19 protein-coding genes and 1 tRNA gene are annotated in these 16,058 nt (G+C 64.1%); 14 read left to right on the plus strand and 6 right to left on the minus strand.

Features of this window, described 5'->3' with window-relative positions:
* Window positions 1-32 precede the first annotated feature (32 nt).
* The 5 genes from ACR65N_RS12745 (at window position 33) to ACR65N_RS12765 (ending at window position 4,709) form a co-directional block, all read left to right on the plus strand.
* Window positions 33-638: a PilZ domain-containing protein gene (locus ACR65N_RS12745; protein WP_440457294.1), complete on the plus strand. Its 606-nt coding sequence runs from the start codon at window positions 33-35 to the stop codon at window positions 636-638.
* A gap of 598 nt (window positions 639-1,236) precedes the next feature.
* Entirely contained in the window at window positions 1,237-1,845 is a 609-nt protein-coding gene (locus ACR65N_RS12750; RefSeq protein ID WP_440457295.1) for a transglutaminase-like cysteine peptidase, read from the plus strand.
* Between the two features lie 141 nt (window positions 1,846-1,986).
* Window positions 1,987-2,745, plus strand: a complete 759-nt coding sequence (locus ACR65N_RS12755; protein WP_440457296.1) for a hypothetical protein — start codon at window positions 1,987-1,989, stop codon at window positions 2,743-2,745.
* A 180-nt stretch (window positions 2,746-2,925) separates the two neighbouring features.
* Window positions 2,926-4,350: a serine hydrolase gene (locus ACR65N_RS12760; protein ID WP_440457341.1), complete on the plus strand. Its 1,425-nt coding sequence runs from the start codon at window positions 2,926-2,928 to the stop codon at window positions 4,348-4,350.
* 89 nt (window positions 4,351-4,439) lie between these two features.
* Entirely contained in the window at window positions 4,440-4,709 is a 270-nt protein-coding gene (locus ACR65N_RS12765; protein WP_440457297.1) for a hypothetical protein, read from the plus strand.
* 2 nt (window positions 4,710-4,711) lie between these two features.
* Here the strand turns inward: ACR65N_RS12765 and ACR65N_RS12770 are convergent, their stop codons facing one another.
* Together ACR65N_RS12770 and ACR65N_RS12775 are read right to left on the minus strand one after the other, a co-directional pair.
* Window positions 4,712-5,149, minus strand: a complete 438-nt coding sequence (locus ACR65N_RS12770) for a DUF1489 family protein (protein WP_440457298.1) — start codon at window positions 5,147-5,149, stop codon at window positions 4,712-4,714.
* A 69-nt stretch (window positions 5,150-5,218) separates the two neighbouring features.
* On the minus strand, window positions 5,219-6,616 hold the full coding sequence (locus ACR65N_RS12775) for an L-serine ammonia-lyase (protein ID WP_440457299.1): 1,398 nt from the start codon (window positions 6,614-6,616) through the stop codon (window positions 5,219-5,221).
* A gap of 507 nt (window positions 6,617-7,123) precedes the next feature.
* Here ACR65N_RS12775 and ACR65N_RS12780 point away from each other — a divergent pair.
* Complete coding sequence (locus ACR65N_RS12780; RefSeq protein WP_430303554.1) at window positions 7,124-7,828, plus strand: DUF599 domain-containing protein; 705 nt, start codon at window positions 7,124-7,126, stop codon at window positions 7,826-7,828.
* A gap of 8 nt (window positions 7,829-7,836) precedes the next feature.
* Complete coding sequence (locus ACR65N_RS12785; RefSeq protein ID WP_440457300.1) at window positions 7,837-8,826, plus strand: heparan-alpha-glucosaminide N-acetyltransferase; 990 nt, start codon at window positions 7,837-7,839, stop codon at window positions 8,824-8,826.
* 50 nt (window positions 8,827-8,876) lie between these two features.
* Here the strand turns inward: ACR65N_RS12785 and ACR65N_RS12790 are convergent, their stop codons facing one another.
* Together ACR65N_RS12790 and mgtE are read right to left on the minus strand one after the other, a co-directional pair.
* Window positions 8,877-9,263: a MerR family transcriptional regulator gene (locus ACR65N_RS12790; protein ID WP_430303552.1), complete on the minus strand. Its 387-nt coding sequence runs from the start codon at window positions 9,261-9,263 to the stop codon at window positions 8,877-8,879.
* Between the two features lie 100 nt (window positions 9,264-9,363).
* A complete protein-coding gene (gene mgtE, locus ACR65N_RS12795) occupies window positions 9,364-10,779 on the minus strand; it encodes a magnesium transporter (RefSeq protein WP_430303551.1) in 1,416 nt (471 codons plus the stop codon).
* Between the two features lie 200 nt (window positions 10,780-10,979).
* Between mgtE and ACR65N_RS12800 the strand changes: the two genes are divergently transcribed.
* Window positions 10,980-11,477, plus strand: coding sequence for a peptide deformylase (locus ACR65N_RS12800; protein ID WP_440457302.1), 498 nt, complete (start codon window positions 10,980-10,982; stop codon window positions 11,475-11,477).
* 63 nt (window positions 11,478-11,540) lie between these two features.
* Window positions 11,541-12,038 (plus strand): BON domain-containing protein, encoded by a 498-nt coding sequence (locus ACR65N_RS12805; RefSeq protein WP_430303549.1) that lies wholly within the window; start codon window positions 11,541-11,543, stop codon window positions 12,036-12,038.
* 9 nt (window positions 12,039-12,047) lie between these two features.
* Here ACR65N_RS12805 and ACR65N_RS12810 read toward each other — a convergent pair whose 3' ends face one another.
* Window positions 12,048-12,476: an OsmC family protein gene (locus ACR65N_RS12810; protein WP_440457303.1), complete on the minus strand. Its 429-nt coding sequence runs from the start codon at window positions 12,474-12,476 to the stop codon at window positions 12,048-12,050.
* Between the two features lie 191 nt (window positions 12,477-12,667).
* Between ACR65N_RS12810 and ACR65N_RS12815 the strand changes: the two genes are divergently transcribed.
* On the plus strand, window positions 12,668-12,910 hold the full coding sequence (locus ACR65N_RS12815) for a hypothetical protein (RefSeq protein WP_430303547.1): 243 nt from the start codon (window positions 12,668-12,670) through the stop codon (window positions 12,908-12,910).
* 79 nt (window positions 12,911-12,989) lie between these two features.
* The gene (locus ACR65N_RS12820; protein WP_440457304.1) at window positions 12,990-13,253 is read left to right on the plus strand and encodes a hypothetical protein; all 264 of its coding nucleotides are present in this window, start codon (window positions 12,990-12,992) and stop codon (window positions 13,251-13,253) included.
* 212 nt (window positions 13,254-13,465) lie between these two features.
* On the opposite strand, the gene ACR65N_RS12825 is transcribed toward ACR65N_RS12820, so the two are convergent.
* Window positions 13,466-13,550, minus strand: a tRNA-Leu gene (locus ACR65N_RS12825).
* A gap of 184 nt (window positions 13,551-13,734) precedes the next feature.
* On the opposite strand from ACR65N_RS12825, the gene lipB reads away from it, so the two are divergent.
* From lipB to ACR65N_RS12840, 3 genes are all read left to right on the plus strand, one after another.
* Complete coding sequence (lipB, locus tag ACR65N_RS12830) at window positions 13,735-14,457, plus strand: lipoyl(octanoyl) transferase LipB (protein ID WP_440457305.1); 723 nt, start codon at window positions 13,735-13,737, stop codon at window positions 14,455-14,457.
* 151 nt (window positions 14,458-14,608) lie between these two features.
* A complete protein-coding gene (locus tag ACR65N_RS12835; protein ID WP_440457306.1) occupies window positions 14,609-15,538 on the plus strand; it encodes a DMT family transporter in 930 nt (309 codons plus the stop codon).
* 80 nt (window positions 15,539-15,618) lie between these two features.
* On the plus strand, window positions 15,619-16,058 hold a 440-nt coding region (locus ACR65N_RS12840), incomplete at its 3' end, for an alcohol dehydrogenase catalytic domain-containing protein (protein ID WP_440457307.1).

Below are 16,058 nucleotides of genomic sequence, written 5' to 3' on the forward strand. Positions count from 1 at the left end.
CTTCGGTCGAAGACGACAGACGAAAGACTGTGATGTTCTCCTTCCAGCATGCAAGTTCCTCGCCGCAGCCTGCCGCGCCGCGCAGCTTTCAACGCGTGTCCGTCAACATGACGGGCCGCCTGATGCTGGCCAATCATGAGGAATATCCGTGCGTGGCGGTGGAAATGTCGCCGGGCGACGTCATCATGTCCTGCGCCGGGATCCCGAACCTCGGCGAGCGGGTGATCGCTTACATCGATCATCTTGGCCGGCTCGAGGGCCAGGCGCTGTCGATCGACACCACCAGCTTCGTCATGTCGATCACTGCCACCGACCGCAAGCGCGAGAAGCTGGCGGCCCAGCTTACCTGGCTTGCCAATCGCCATGAACTCGGTCTGCCCGAGGATCGCCGCCACGATCGCCTCACGCCGCGCGTCACGCGCGCCGAACTGGCGCTCGAAGACGGTCGCCGTTTTGCCTGCCGCCTCGTCGACCTGTCGCTCTCGGGCGCGGCCATCGATGTCGAGATGCGCCCGGACATCGGCACGCCGGTGACGCTCAACGGCTTGCGCGGCCGCGTGGTCCGGCATTTCGCAGAAGGTGTGGCGATCGAGTTCGCCAGCGTCCAGACGCGCGAGAGCTTGCGCTCCTTCCTCTAAACCCCATCTCCGCAGTCTATAAATGCGAAAAGCCGCTCGATCATCGGCGGCAGTGCGTCCTGGCGCGCCATCGCACATGAACCGGCGCTGAACCGTCGTTCGGCCGTTCGACGTCCTTCATCCCAGAAGACCATCATCCGGCACATTTGCAGCCCGCGAGCTGGCCAACTGTGCGAAATCGGAGCGGACGGAAAACTTTTTTCTCGCTCCGGCACACTTTTTTTGGGCTCGGATTCCGTCTCATACCGACGGATTTCGACGTCTTCTGCGGTCGAGCCTTGCCCTGGCGCGATGTCGGATGGCTGATCGAGGTCGTTCTCCGGGTTGCCGGCAGTGTCCGACGGCGCCGATCCATCCTGAGAAAAATGATGAAGCGACCGACACTTGCGGCGCGACCGCCGGCAATTGAAGAGAAATCGCCTCGAACTTGCATAAAATTTTCCTCAAATTCTCTTCGCATTCGAGGCAAATTTTCCGCGCATTTGATCTTCATTCGACTCAATCTTGCTTCAAACAAGCGATTGTTTCGACTGGTAAATTTCGCCAGCGATCAAGGTGGCCATGAGAGCTTTCTCCCAACGAACGGGGAGAAACAGAGATGTCCACCGCCAAGACCATCGCCACCGGCTTTGCCGCCATCTGCCTGATGCTGATCTCCGGCCAGTCGGCCCTGTCCGCACCCGGCGCGATGCAGATCACCGGCAAGGCAAATCCGCCGATCGGCCACTACGAATTCTGCCAGACCTACCAGCCGGAATGCGCGGTCACCGAACGGGATGCCGGAGCGATGGCGCTGACCGAAGCCGGATGGCGCGAGATCCTCGACGTGAACTACTCGGTCAACAGCCAGATCACGCCGATGACCGACCAGGAGATCTACGGCGTCGAGGAACGCTGGGCCTATCCCCGCACCGTCGGCGACTGTGAAGATTTCGTGCTGCTGAAGCGCAAGATGCTGATGGAGCAGGGCATCAGCGCCACCAACCTGCTGATCACCGTTGTCCTGCAGCCGAACGGTGAAGGCCATGCCGTGCTGACAGTGCGCACCGACCGCGGCGACTTCATCCTCGACAACATGCGCAACAAGGTGATGCTCTGGTCCGAGACCGAGTACACTTTCCTCAAGCGCCAGTCGACGTCCGATCCGGCTGCCTGGGTCAAGCTGCAGGACGGCCGCGCCAACGCCGTCGCCAGCTTCCGCCGCTGATCCGATACAGAAGACCTCCTTCCTATCGCCCGCGTCCCTCCCCGGGCGCGGGCGATTAACGTTTTATTTACCATGGTTACCGAAACATGCGCTTGCCGGGCCGCCCCGCCGGAGCCGGCCCACCCCGAACGGACAAGCGCCATGCGGCACAATCAGCTTCCAAGCGTCGGCGGACAGGGCGCGCATGCACCGCTGCTGTCGAACGCCTCCCTTTACCGGCTGACCGGCGCCATCGCCGCACTCGCCTTGCTGACCGCCGGCATCAGCTTTGTCGGGCGCTGGTACGGAGAGCGCCTCAGCCTCTCCGGCCACACCGACAGCACCGCAATCCATCGCATCCAGGTCGGCGCCGACGCGCTGGCGCTGCCCGCCAACATGATCCGCTTCCGCGACCAGCGCCGGGACGGCGACGCCGAGCGCGTCAACCTGTACCTCGCCTGGCCGCAGATGCAGGGCTACAGCCAGCCGCTTCGCGACCGGTTCGACCAGCTGTCTTTCGCCAACGACCTGCTGTTCCTCGAGATTTCCGAGGCGACGATGTCACGCGACATGTCGGGGCGGCTCGAACCGATCTACGCCCGCCTGTTCGACGGCAGTGGCGAAGATGCGGGAGCCGGGCTGACGCGCCACCGGCTGCGGCCCGATAGCGGCTACAGCGGCGAACTGGTCTTCACCGCGCCCCGCAACGGACGGCCGGATTACGTCGTGCGCTGCGCCACCCCGGCCGAGCCATCGGCCGCGACCAGCGGCGACTGCCAGCGCGACATCCACCTCGGATCCGGCCTCAGCGTGCTTTACCGCTTCTCTTCGACGCTTCTTCCGCAGTGGGACCATATTGATGCCGCGATTGAGACCTTTGTCGGAACCCATCTCGTCGAGGCGACCGAGAACGAAGGCTAGAACCCTGCCAAATTTCCTAAGGCTTCGTTCATCATAAACCTCTTGGTAACGCCCCTGGCCTAATGTGGCTGGAACGGATGCTGCGGGGGCGCACCGGATAACGCAATTGCAATATAGTGAGTGAGTGCAGCCGTGCGGAAACACATCAACACAACATCCTTCCCCAAGGGTGGCGCCTCGATTTTCAAGAAGGTCGCTGGTTTCCTCGTCGTCGTGTCGGCCCTCTTGGCCGTCAACGTTGAGACGGCTTCGGCAAATCCGAAATATGCCGGCATCGTCGTCGACGCCAAGACCGGCAAGGTGCTGTACAGCGAAGATCCGGACGGCCTGCGCTATCCTGCCTCACTGACCAAGATGATGACCCTGTACATGACGTTCGAGGCGCTCGAGTCGGGTCGCATTTCGCTCGACTCGCGGGTTCCGGTGTCGGCCAATGCAGCCGCCGAACCGCCAACCAAGCTCGGCGTGCGCGCCGGCGGCTCGGTGACCGTCGAACAGGCCATGCAGGCGCTGATCACCCGCTCGGCCAACGATATGGCAACGGCGCTCGCCGAATATCTCGGCGGTTCGGAAGCACGCTTCGCGCAGCTGATGACCAACAAGGCCCGGGCGCTGGGCATGACCCGCACCACCTATCGCAATGCCAACGGCCTGCCCAACACGGCGCAGATGACGACGGCTCGCGACCAGGCCCGTCTCGGCATCGCACTGCGCCAGCACTTTCCGCAGTATTACCCTTACTTCTCGATCCGCTCCTTCCAGTTCGGCAAGCAGACGATCGGCAACCACAACCGGCTGATCGGCACCGTGCGCGGCGTCGACGGCATCAAGACGGGCTACACCCGTGCGTCGGGCTTCAACCTCGTCACCTCGGCGCAGGCCGATGGCCGTTCGATCGTCGGCGTCGTCATGGGCGGCACCAGCGGCGGCGCCCGCGACGCCCAGATGCGCAAGCTCGTGGCTGCCTACATGCCGAAGGCTTCGACCGGCGGCTCCAGCAACCTGATCGCCCAGACGCGCAGCCCGGCTCCGCCGATCGCCGCCTCCGTACCGGTCCCGGTCATGGCGCAGAACTCTCCGGCCGTCGTTGCTGCACGCGATGAAGTCGCCTCGCTCGACCTGCCGAACGCCGGTCCGCTGCCGTCCGGCCGCTATGCGGAGAAGCTCCCGGGTGCCGCTGCCTACGCATCGGAACCGAAGGCCCAGCGCGGCGCGGCCGCCCTGTCGGCAGCCATGACCCGCACGGCCGCCGTGCCGACCCCGGCACCCGCCTACATGCCGCCGGCCTCCATTCCCGAACAGACGGCCGAAAACACCGACAAGGTGACGACCGCCTCCACCCGTCAGACGTCCACCCCGTCCGGCTGGGTCATTCAGATCGGCGTATCGCCCACTCGCGATGCCGCCATGGGTCTCCTGCAGAGTGCGCAGGACAAGGGCGGACAGGTATTGCGTTCCGCCAAGCCATTCGCGGTTGCCGTCGCCAACGGCAGCAACCAGCTCTACCGCGCCCGTTTCGGCGGCTTCGGTGACCAGAAGGATGCCATCAACGCCTGCAATGCCCTGAAGAAGAAGGGCGTCGCCTGCTGGGCCGCGATGCAGTGATGACGACCGGGCCGGTTCGCCGGCCCGCAAGGAGCGTGTGTGCTGCTCCGAAGACCGATCCTCGATTTGTTTTGCGTTACGAGGTCAACATGGCAATGAACGAGAATAACCTCGACTTCTTCCCGCCTGCCGGGACGAAATCGAAAATGAAGGGCAGCGCCCTTCACCCGCTGCATGAGGCGGCTTTGCGCCTCACGGCGATCGGCATCAACCGGCCGAAGGAACGTACCCGCGACCTGGTCGCCATGCTCCTGTCGCACGGCGCTCGCGCCTGGCGTCATTCGCAGCCGGAAATCCGCATACACCTGCATGTCTGCGCACGCAGCGGCAGCGCGCCGCTGCGGTTGCGCCTGCGCTGATCCTACAGGAGGCCGAGCTCGGCGAGCTCGCGCCTCAGGTCTTCCGGCATCGACGCCATGTCGTCGCCGATGTCTCCGAGATCACGCGGCGCGTCCTCCGTCGTCAGGTAGCGCCATCCCTGGAACGGGCGTCTCGGCTGGGGCACCGTTTCGATGATCGTTGGCGCGAGCACCAGGTTGCAGCGGCCGATGCCGTCGCCACCGGTAAAGGTCTCGATGCCGAGCAGCGGCTGGCGTGCCGTCACCTGCCCCTTGATCACCCAGTAGAGCGAACCGCCTGCGAGAAGTTCCTCGACACGCTTCGGCACCATGCGGGTGGTGTGGGTGCTGTGCGGCTCCAGGCCAGCCGCCATCGCAGACAGCGAGCGTTCGCCGACCCATTCCCTGAGATCCTGGAGACTGTCTGCGCCGACGCAGAGCTTGATGAGATTGAGAGCCATGGCCTGCTTCAAGACCGATCCGCGGTCGGGGTCAAGAGGCCGGTGCGTCGCTGCGGCACTTGCGCACGCTCAGCACTCGACGACGTTGACCGCCAGGCCGCCGGTCGAGGTTTCCTTGTACTTCTCGCTCATGTCATTGCCGGTCTGGCGCATCGTCTCGATGCACGCGTCGAGCGGCACGAAATGGCTGCCGTCTCCCTTCACCGCCAGCGACGCGGCGGTGACCGCCTTGACCGCACCCAGCGCGTTGCGCTCGATGCACGGCACCTGCACGAGGCCGGCCACCGGATCGCAGGTCATGCCCAGATGATGTTCGAGGGCGATCTCCGCAGCGTTCTCGATCTGCTCGGGTGAGGCGTCCATCACCGCAGCCAGTCCGGCCGCCGCCATCGCCGCGGCCGATCCCACCTCCCCCTGACAGCCGACTTCGGCGCCGGAGATCGAGGCGTTGTGCTTTATGATGCCGCCGATCGCCGCCGCCGTCAGCAGGAAGGTGCGGATATCCTCGGCCGAGGCATCCTCGTGGAAGTGCTGGAAGTAGCGGATGGTCGCGGGGATGACGCCCGCCGCACCGTTGGTCGGCGCCGTCACGACGCGCCCGCCGCCGGCATTCTCCTCGTTAACCGCCATCGCGTAGACGCTCAGCCAGTCGTTGGCGAGCAGCGGGTTGAGACGGTTGCTGCGCTGCTCGGCGACCAGCTTGTCGTGGATGGACCGTGCCCGGCGCCGGACGTTGAGGCCGCCCGGCATGATGCCGTCGACCTTCAGGCCGCGATCGATGCAACTGGTCATCGCCTCCCAGATGCGGTCGAGGCCGGCATCCAGCGCCTCGGCACTCATCTTCGTCAATTCGTTTGCCCGCTTCATATCGGCGATGCTGAGGCCGGAGGCGCGCGCCATCTCGAGCATCTGCCGGGCGCTGGCGAAGGGATAGGGCACCCGGTCGGTCGACGTCGTCTTCTCGCCGCGCATCGCCTCGAGCTCCGTGTCGGTGACCACGAAGCCGCCGCCGATCGAATAGTAGACCCGCTTGAGGAGCAGCCGTCCGTCCTTGTCGAAGGCGGACAGGCTCATACCGTTGGCGTGGCCCGGCAGCGGCTGCTTGCGATCGAAGACGAGGTCCGTCTTCGGCTGGAAGTCATAGCCGGGATGACCGGCAGGCGTGACCCGGCCGGTGCGCTCGACCTCCTCGATGATCGCATCCATGTGGTCCGGATCGACGGTATCCGGCCGCTCGCCCATCATCCCGAGCACCACAGCGCGTCCCGTGCCGTGGCCGATGCCGGTGAACGCCAGCGAGCCGTGCAGGCTGGCCTTCAGGGATGCCACGCGCGCGCCGGCCGGCCGCGGCCAGTCGTCGGACAGGATGAGGTCGAGGAAACGATTGGCTGCCGACATCGGGCCCATGGTGTGGGAACTCGACGGACCGACGCCGATCTTGAAGACGTCGAAGACGGATAGAAACATGAATGGGTATCCCGGGACGCCGCACCGATCGTGGGCGCGTCTTGTCGTGCAAGCCTAACCGGATAGCGGCGCATGTCTAGGGTTCGCACCGACACCCGATGCGGCAGCGGCGACAGAAACATCCTCCGGTCATCGCCCGGGCCGGACGCTCACCATCAAGGACATCGGTCATGAAGACAAAGAAATTTCAGATGCTGCCGAACAGGTAGGCGAGCGCGAGCACGCCGGCAAAACCGAAGAGCGCCTTGATGGTCACGCTCCAGCAGGATTTCTGAACACTGTCTTCCATGATCTCTCCGTTTACGCCATGCCGGTCGGACCGGCGACGGCGCTTAACCCTATATTAACGGATGACACATTTCGCAACCGCAAAAAATGACAGATTTGTGTCTGCACACGGTCGCCGTGGTGTTTACCGGCCAAAAGCCTGATGATCCTCTGGCCGCTTGAGATCGGCAGCGATCTGACGCATAGCTTGCCATCCTCATCGCCATGCCTCGGATCGCCATGAACACTGCCGATTATGTCGCTCTCGCCCTCTTCGCCACGCTCTGGTTCGGCTATTCCTGGCTGACCAGCGGGACCCCGAAGCTGTCGAGGCGCAGCCTCAACCAGGCGATGGCCGAACACCGCCGGCAGTGGATCTTCAATTCGCTGCGGCGCGACCTGAAGATGATCGACACGCAGATCATGGCCGGCCTGCAGAACGGCACCGCCTTCTTCGCCTCCACCTCGATCTTCGCCATCGGCGGCTGCTTTGCGCTGCTGGGGGCCACCGACCGGGTGGACGCGGTATTCCGCGACCTTGCCATCGTCGACTACAGCGGCCGCGTCGCATTCGAGCTCAAGGTGGCCGGACTGACGGCGATGTTCGGCTATTCCTTCTTCAAGTTCGGCTGGTCCTACCGGCTGTTCAACTACTGCACGATCCTGTTCGGCGCACTGCCGATGATGGGCGACGCGCAGGTTGACCGGGCCGCCGCCGAGCGCGCAGCGGAAAAGGTGTTCCGCATGAACGTCATCGCGGCACGCCACTTCAACGCCGGCCTGCGGACGATTTTTCTGTCGATAGGCTATCTCGGCTGGTTCATCGGGCCCTATATGTTCATGGCGTCGACGGCCTTCGTGATCTTCGTCCTTACCCGGCGGCAGTTCTTTTCCGAAGCACGCCTGGCTCTGATGGATGTCGGCGGGCAAAAAGACCGAGAATAGGAAATCGCGTGGCATCTCCCGAACCCTCTGGCGGTATCCTGCGCACGCCGCGTATCCCGCTGATCGACACCCTGCGCGGCCTGGCGCTGATCGCCATGGCCTCCTACCACTTCACCTGGGACCTGGAGTTCTTCGGCTATATCGAGCCGGGTACGGCGACCGAAGGGCTCTGGAAGCTCTACGCGCGGTCGATCGCGACGTCGTTCCTGTTTCTCGTCGGCCTCAGCCTGGTGCTGGCGCACCAGCCGCAGATCCGCTGGCGGTCGTTTGCCAAGCGGTTTGCAGCCGTCGCGGCGGCTGCGCTGGTGATCAGCATCGGGACCTATGTGGCCTTGCCGCAGGAATGGATCTTCTTCGGCATCCTGCACAACATCGCCGTTTCCAGCCTGCTGGCGCTGGCCTTCCTGAGCCTGCCGCCGGGTGTCACGGGGGTTGTTGCGATAGCCATCGGCGCTGCCTTCGTCATCGACGGCTGGTTTATGCCGGGTGTGCTGCGCTCGGCGGCATTCAACACGCCATGGCTCGCCTGGATCGGGCTGGCCGAAACTCCGCCGCGCTCCAATGATTACGTGCCGCTGTTTCCCTGGTTCGGCGTGGTGCTTGCCGGCATCGCGGTATCAGGCTTCCTCAAGCGCTACGGCGGCTTCCAGCGCATGGCCGCCTGGCAGCAGAAGCCGAACCTGCTGACGCTTGCCGGACGGCACAGCCTTGCCTTCTACCTGATCCACCAGCCGGTGCTGATCGGCCTCGTCTACCTCGCCTCGCTGGTCTATCCGGCGCCGGCGCCGGACCCGATCGACGCGTACAACCGCAGTTGCGAGGTTACGTGCACGGTGGGCGGCAACGAGGCCGGGCTCTGCCGGCGCTTCTGCGCCTGCACGGCGGAGCGTCTGGTCGCACAGTCGCTGTTCGAGCCGATGCAGCGCGGCGAGATCGACCCAGCAACGGACGAGCGGGTGCTGTCGATTTCCGGCGAATGCACGATGAACAGCCGCTAGGCGGCTGTCTCGGGCATTCTATGTCGGTGAAATCTGGCTAGATCAGCCGATCAGGTGCTGACGCCGATTTCGGCAAGGCGTGTGAGGCAGGCTTCCTCGACATGATCGAGTTCGCTCAGCGTCTCGTCGATGTCCTTGCGCTTCTGGCGCAGCTCGTCGCGCTTCTGGTCGACGTGCTTCATGAGCATCTTGAGTTGACCCAGCTCGCCCGGCGGCTCCTTGTAGACCTGGATGATCTCGCGGATCTCGGCGATCGTGAAGCCGATGCGGCGGCCGCGGAGGATTTCCTGGATCAGCCGCCGATCGGCGGTGCGAAACAGTCGGGTGCGCCCCCGACGTTCCGGCTGGATCAGACCTTCATCCTCGTAGAAACGCAGGGTCCGGGTTGAAACACCAAATTCCCGCGTCAGTTCAGTGATGGTATAGTACTTATTCACGCCGTGATCCCAATGAGGCCGCCAAAATATTTGACTTTTACGTGCAAGTCAATTTTGGGCAGCAATGGCGGGATAGCTGGGGCGAGACGGCGAGCTGCCCTCAACTGATGGAAAACCACCAGGTCGCCAGTCCGAGGAACGAGAAGAAGCCGATGATGTCGGTGACGGTGGTGACGAAGACCGCCGAGGCGACCGCCGGATCGGCGCCAATCTTGTCCAGCAGCAGCGGGATCATGATGCCGGCCAGCGCTGCGGCCATCATGTTGATCAGCATCGCTGCGGCAATGATGCCGCCAATGTTGTAATCCTGAAACCAGACGCCGGCTGCGATACCGATCAGGATGCCGAAGATCATGCCGTTGAGCAGGCCGACGCCGGCCTCGCGGCGCACCACGCGCCAGGCGTTGTGAATGTCGAGATTGCGGGTGGCGAGCGCCCGCACGGTGACGGTCATGGTCTGCGAGCCCGCATTGCCACCCATGCCGGCGACGATCGGCATCAGCACCGCGAGCGCGACGATCTGCTCGATCGTCGCCTCGAACAGCGAAATGACCGAGGCGGCGAGAAACGCCGTCAGCAGGTTGACGAGAAGCCACGGCACGCGCGACCGCGAGATGTCGATCGCCGTATCGGACAATTCTTCGTCACCGACGCCGCCGAGGCGCATGATGTCTTCTTCCGCCTCCTCCTGGATGACGTCGACGACATCGTCGATGGTCAGCACGCCGACCAGCCGGCCGTTCTCGTCGACGACGGCGGCCGAGATCAGATCGTACTGCTCGAACAGCTGCGCTGCCTCTTCCTGGTCCATGTCGGCCGGGATCGGATAGTTCGTCTCGCGCATGATCGCTTCGATCTTCGTCTGCCGCTTGGTGCGCAGAATCCGGTCGAGATCGACAACGCCGAGCAGCTTGAAGGTCGGGTCGATGACGAAAATCTGGGTAAAGCTTTCCGGCAGATCGTCCTCGTCGCGCATGTAGTCGATCGTCTGGCCGACCGTCCAGAACGGCGGCACGGCGACGAACTCGGTCTGCATGCGGCGGCCGGAGGAGCTTTCCGGATAGTCCAGCGCCCGGCGCAGGCGCACCCGCTCGGTGAACGGCAGCTGCGCGAGGATGTCCTCACGGTCCTCCTTGTCGAGGTCTTCGAGAATGTAGACGGCATCGTCCGAATCGAGCTCGCCGATGGCCGCGGCAATCTGCTCGTTCGGCATCTGGTCGACGATCTCGAGGCGGATCGCCTCGTCGACCTCGGTTAGCGCCGTCAGGTCGAACTCGTTGCCCAGGAGCCGGACGAGCGCCATGCGCTGATCCGGCTGCATCGACTCCAGAAGGTCGCCGAGTTCGGATTCGTGCAGGTCGGCGACGTTGGCGCGCAGGAACAGCAGGTCGCGATCGGCAATGGCGGCGCCGACCAGCGCAAGGTAATCGGCGCGAACGGAACCGTCTTCGCCGTAGATGTCGTCATGGTTCGTCTCGGCTGAGGCGCGGACGCGCTCGTCTTCGATGTTCGTCATGCCGCCCTTCCCCGCATCCGTACCACGCCGCTTCGGCTCCAGGCCGAAACGTCCGCAGAAAACTGATTTTCAACAATCGGATAGCACGGGCACTCGAAGATCGCTGCGCACCCGCAACAACCGTGCTAGACCAATCCGGCGCCCCGGTCCAGCCTCTCGGCGACCGGGCTGGACAAACCGCCTGTGGAACCTGCAAAGCCGTGACGATCCGTCCCATTCTCCGCTATCCCGACGCGCGCCTGTCGCAGCCCTGCCATCCCGTCGAGACGTTTGATGCCGCTCTTGCCAGCCTCTGCGACGACCTGCTGCAGACGATGCGCGCGGCGCCGGGCGTCGGCATCACCGCCGCTCATATCGGCGAGCCGAGCCGCATCTCGGTGATCCAGCTGTCGGCCGATGCGCCGGTCCTCGTGCACATCAACCCGCAGATCCTGTCGGCCTCGCAGGAGCGCCAGCGGCATACGGAGGGCAGCGTATCGATGCCCGGCTTCACCGAGGAGGTGGAACGGCCGCTGGCCATCCGCTTCCGCTACCAGGACATTACGGGACACCCTCACGAGGCCGAGGTGGACGGCTTCCTCGCCACCTGCATCCAGCACGAAATCGACCAGCTGGACGGAATCTTCTGGCTGAAGCGGCTGTCGCGCCTGAAGCGTGATCGCCTGGTGCGCAAATGGGAGAAGCATTCTTCTCTCTGATGGCGTCGAACCAACGGCCCCTCCGCACGTTATGGCACCAGCCAATGACAGGAGATCACCCGCATGCCGGTCAACAAGGACGTCAAGGACATCTCTCGCGAGGAAGATTATCGCGACTACGACACGCGCAACATCGATGACGGATGGCCGTATGCCGATGCCGCCGGCGCCGCCGCGGCGCCGGTCGGCAACGCCGCCTACGGCGATTCGAACGCCAACCTCGACCGCGACCGGAACAAGGGTTTCCAGGTCGACAACGCCGACGAGACCGGCCTCGAGGAGCCAGTCGACGATCCGGAAACGCCGGCAACCGTCGGGGTCGAAGAGAGCGACGATCTCGAGGAGCGGGTCAGCGAGGCGATCGAGGCGCTGGACATCGTCGCCATGGAAACCATCGACATCCGCGCCGACGGCACCACGGTGACCATCGAGGGCGAGGTCGACGACGAGGCGACGGCACGCAAGATCGTCGCGCGCGTCAAGCGCATGCCGGGCGTCGGGCGCGTGGTCAACGAGCTGACCCTGCTCGGGATCGACAGCCTCATCCCCGACGACGACTGATCGCCGATCCTACAGCCGGCTGGCGCTGATCTCCATATTTGGAGCGAGCGCCAGCGTGTTGCTGACCGTGCACAATTGCTTGGCGAGCTTCACGATCGCCTGCCGCTCGACATCCGAAAAATCACCACCGATCCTGATCGCCGCATGCAACGTCTCGACGCGTGACGGCTCGTCATGCGCCTTGTCGCCGGCAACCTCCGCCGAGCAGCCTTCGAAACGTTCCAGCATCTGCAGCTGCATCACGGCGCCCTTGACGCTCAGCACCAGGCAGGCGGCAAGCGACGAATACAGGAGGTCGAGCGGGTTGAAGCCCGGCTCGTTGACGCCGGTCACCACCTCCAGCGTTCCGCCGGTCACCGTTTTCAGCGCCGCATGCCCGCGCACGCCAAGTACGGCGCTCGCGCCGGTGGCGCGCGTCTTCATCCTGATCTCGACCATGATTCCATCCCTGACGTGAGTTCCGTCATGATAGGAGGTCAGCTTCGGCGAGCGTCAACGACTTTTTCCGCCCGGCCTCCACGCCTCGTATCGCCGCACCAGTGGACCGGATCGACCTCGTCCGGGACGATGCCCCTTGCCTCGTGAAAACCCGGTAAGCATATATGCGGTACACGAGTTGGGGAAAAATCATGTCGACCAAAGCCAAGCTGATCGTTCTCGCGGCATTCGTGAAGAGCGACGACGGCGAACTTGTTCCGGCGTTCGACCCGCGCCAGGTGGATACGGAAGAGCGGGCAAGGCGCGAGGCCCGCACGATGGCCGACCAGTATGCCGGCGTGGTCGCCTGGAGCCGCGAGGCCGATCCGCTGATCGGCGAATACGGTCCGCCCGTGGTGCTGTTCCAGGCCGGCGAGATCCCGGATCTGGAATGATCGCCTACTCCAACTCACCGACCCGACCATCTGATCACAGCCGGCGCCGGCCTTCCGTGATCCCAAAGGACAGACTTCGATGACCAAGACGCCAAAGCTCGAGCACTCAGACTTCTCCGGTGAATTCGAGGACAATGGAATAACCGTACTGGTGGATATCTTTCGCCCGGCCGGCACCGAAGACGGCTGGAGCCTTGAGGTGATCTCCCAGCAGGAAGACGTGACGACCTGGGAGGATAGCTTTGCGACCGACCAGGAGGCATGGGAAGAATTTCTGGCAACCGCCGAGCGTGACGGGATCGAATCGTTCCTCGACGATGGCGAGGCCGTCTCCACCCATTGACGGGCTCCGTGGGTGTTGGTGGTGGGGCGGACCTGGTGACAGGTTGATGGTCCACCGCCCTTATCTGCCAGCTCGCGGTCCGGCACTGCGTCTGGCGAGGCTGCCTGCCCGCAGTCGGATCTTTGATCTGCGCGGTCGCTGATGCTGCTTTTAAGCTTCGTCCGGGAAACCATTGCCGGAAAACAAAAAACCCGGCTTGCGCCGGGTTCTTTTGGTGCGGTCGAGAAGACTCGAACTTCCACGGGTTGCCCCACAGCGACCTCAACGCTGCGCGTCTACCAATTCCGCCACGACCGCATCGTGGTAGGCCGGTTTGTCGCCGGCGAGGGAGCATCTAGCAAAGGGATTTCCGCCGCGCAAGTGTGCCGTGACAGTTTTCTGAAAGATAAAATTTCTGCAGGAATTCCTGTATAGGCAAAGCCCGCATCCGCGAGCGCCGGACGACAGCGCGCGATGGCGACCGATACGAAGAGTACGACACATGACGACCCGCACCGATCTCAACCTCTCGATGCTTCCCGCAAACGGATCCGCCCCGATACGCTGGCGGATTTCCGACACGCCCGTCCCGTACGAGGAGGCGCTTGCGGTAATGGATGCCGAGGTTGCGACGATCGCCGACGGGCGCGCCGACGAACTGGTCTGGCTGCTGGAGCATCCGCCGCTCTATACGGCGGGCACCAGCGCCGATTCGAAAGACCTCATCGAGCCCGATCGTTTTCCCGTGTTTTCCACAGGGCGCGGCGGCGAGTACACCTACCACGGGCCGGGACAGCGGGTGGCCTATGTGATGCTCGACCTGAAGCGCCGGCGCCAGGACGTGCGTGCCTATGTGGCGGCGCTCGAAGAGGTCATCATCCGCACCCTCGCCTCGATGAACGTTCGCGGCGAGCGGCGTGAGGACCGGGTCGGCGTCTGGGTCCGGCGGCCGGAAAAGCCGCCGCTGCCCGATGGCACGGTGACGGAGGACAAGATCGCAGCGCTCGGCATCCGCCTGCGCCGCTGGGTGAGTTTTCATGGCCTGTCGATCAACGTCGATCCGGATCTCACGCATTTCTCCGGCATTGTGCCCTGCGGCATCTCCGCCTACGGGGTCACCAGCCTCGAGGATCTCGGCATGCTGGTGATGATGCACGACGTCGACATGCGCCTGCGCGAGGCCTTCGAGGAGGTTTTTGGCGCCACCAGTATCGATCGCGGCTGACGGCCTTTTCGCGTTGCCCGCATCAGCTGGCGAAACGCATCCGTCCCTGCCCGCCCCCAGGGTCGCGCACCGTCCCGCCGGGCGAAGAATTGTGCGGCTTGCCGAACCACCCTGTCGCGTGGTTGAACGGAGCCCCACAGGATGCTCCCCCATGACCGCCGTTCCCGCCTCGACCGACAGCTCCGTCAAGGGCATGGCCCTGATGGCCGGCTGCATGATCGTCCTGCCGATGATGGATGCCATCGCCAAATACATGGCGACCTTCGAGACCATGTCGCCCGGCCAGGTCACCTTCTACCGATTCTTCTTCCAGCTGGTGGTGCTGGCGCCTCTGTTCTTCATGACCGTCGGCAGCCTCAAAGCGGTGCGCCGGCCGTGGATGAACCTGTTGCGCGGCGCGCTGCATGCCAGCGCCAGCCTGATGTTCTTCACCGCCGTCAAATACATGCCGCTCGCCGACGTGTTCGCCATCTACTTCGTCGAGCCGTTCATGCTGACCATCATGTCGGCGCTGTTCCTCGGCGAAAAGGTCGGCTGGCGGCGCTGGCTTGCCATCCTGGTGGGCTTCGGCGGGGCGATGATCGTCATCCAGCCGAGCTTCGAGATTTTTGGCTGGATGTCGCTGCTGCCGGTCGCCTGCGCCGCCCTGTTCACGCTCTACCTGTTTCTCAACCGGGCGCTGGGGGACGTCGATTCGCCGCTCACCATGCAGATGATGTCGGGCATCGGCGGCACGGCGCTGATGGGCGTCGAGCTGGTCATCGGCGGCCAGGCCGGCATCCCTGATTTCGAGATGTCTCTGCCCGCCTCGTCGCTCGGGCTCGTGCTGCTGGTCGTCCTCGGCTCGCTGTCGGGCTATGTCCACCTGCTCGTCGTGCGCGCCTTCCGCCTCGCCTCCGTCTCGCTGCTGGCGCCCTTCCAGTATTTCGAGATCATTTCGGCGACCGTGCTCGGCTACCTGCTGTTTGCCGACTTCCCGACGCCGTCGAAATGGCTCGGCATCGTCATCATCGTCGCCTCCGGGCTGTTCATCATCTGGCGCGAACAACGCCAAAGCCGGATGACCGAAACACCGGGATGAGTGACTGACGGTCGCCAAGACTTGAGCCGTCCGCCGGGCCATGCGAGAAGGTTCGGGAATCGAAAATGAGGAGACAGACGATGGATGTCCGCGCCGCCGTTGCCGTTCAGGCTGGCAAGCCGCTCGAAGTGATGACCGTGCAGCTGGAAGGCCCGCGGGCCGGCGAGGTGCTGGTCGAGGTCAAGGCCACCGGCATCTGCCACACAGATGATTTCACGCTGTCGGGCGCCGATCCGGAGGGCCTGTTCCCGGCCATCCTCGGCCATGAGGGCGCCGGCATCGTCGTCGATGTCGGCCCCGGCGTCACCTCGGTGAAGAAGGGCGACCACGTCATCCCGCTCTACACGCCGGAATGCCGCGAATGCCCGTCCTGCCTTTCGCGCAAGACGAACCTCTGCACCGCCATCCGCTCGACGCAAGGCCAGGGCCTGATGCCCGACGGCACCTCGCGGTTTTCGATCGGCAAGGACAAGATCCACCACTACATGGGCTGCTCGACCTTCGCCAACTACACGGTGCT

It is taken from the genome of Rhizobium sp. SAFR-030, assembly GCF_059415005.1.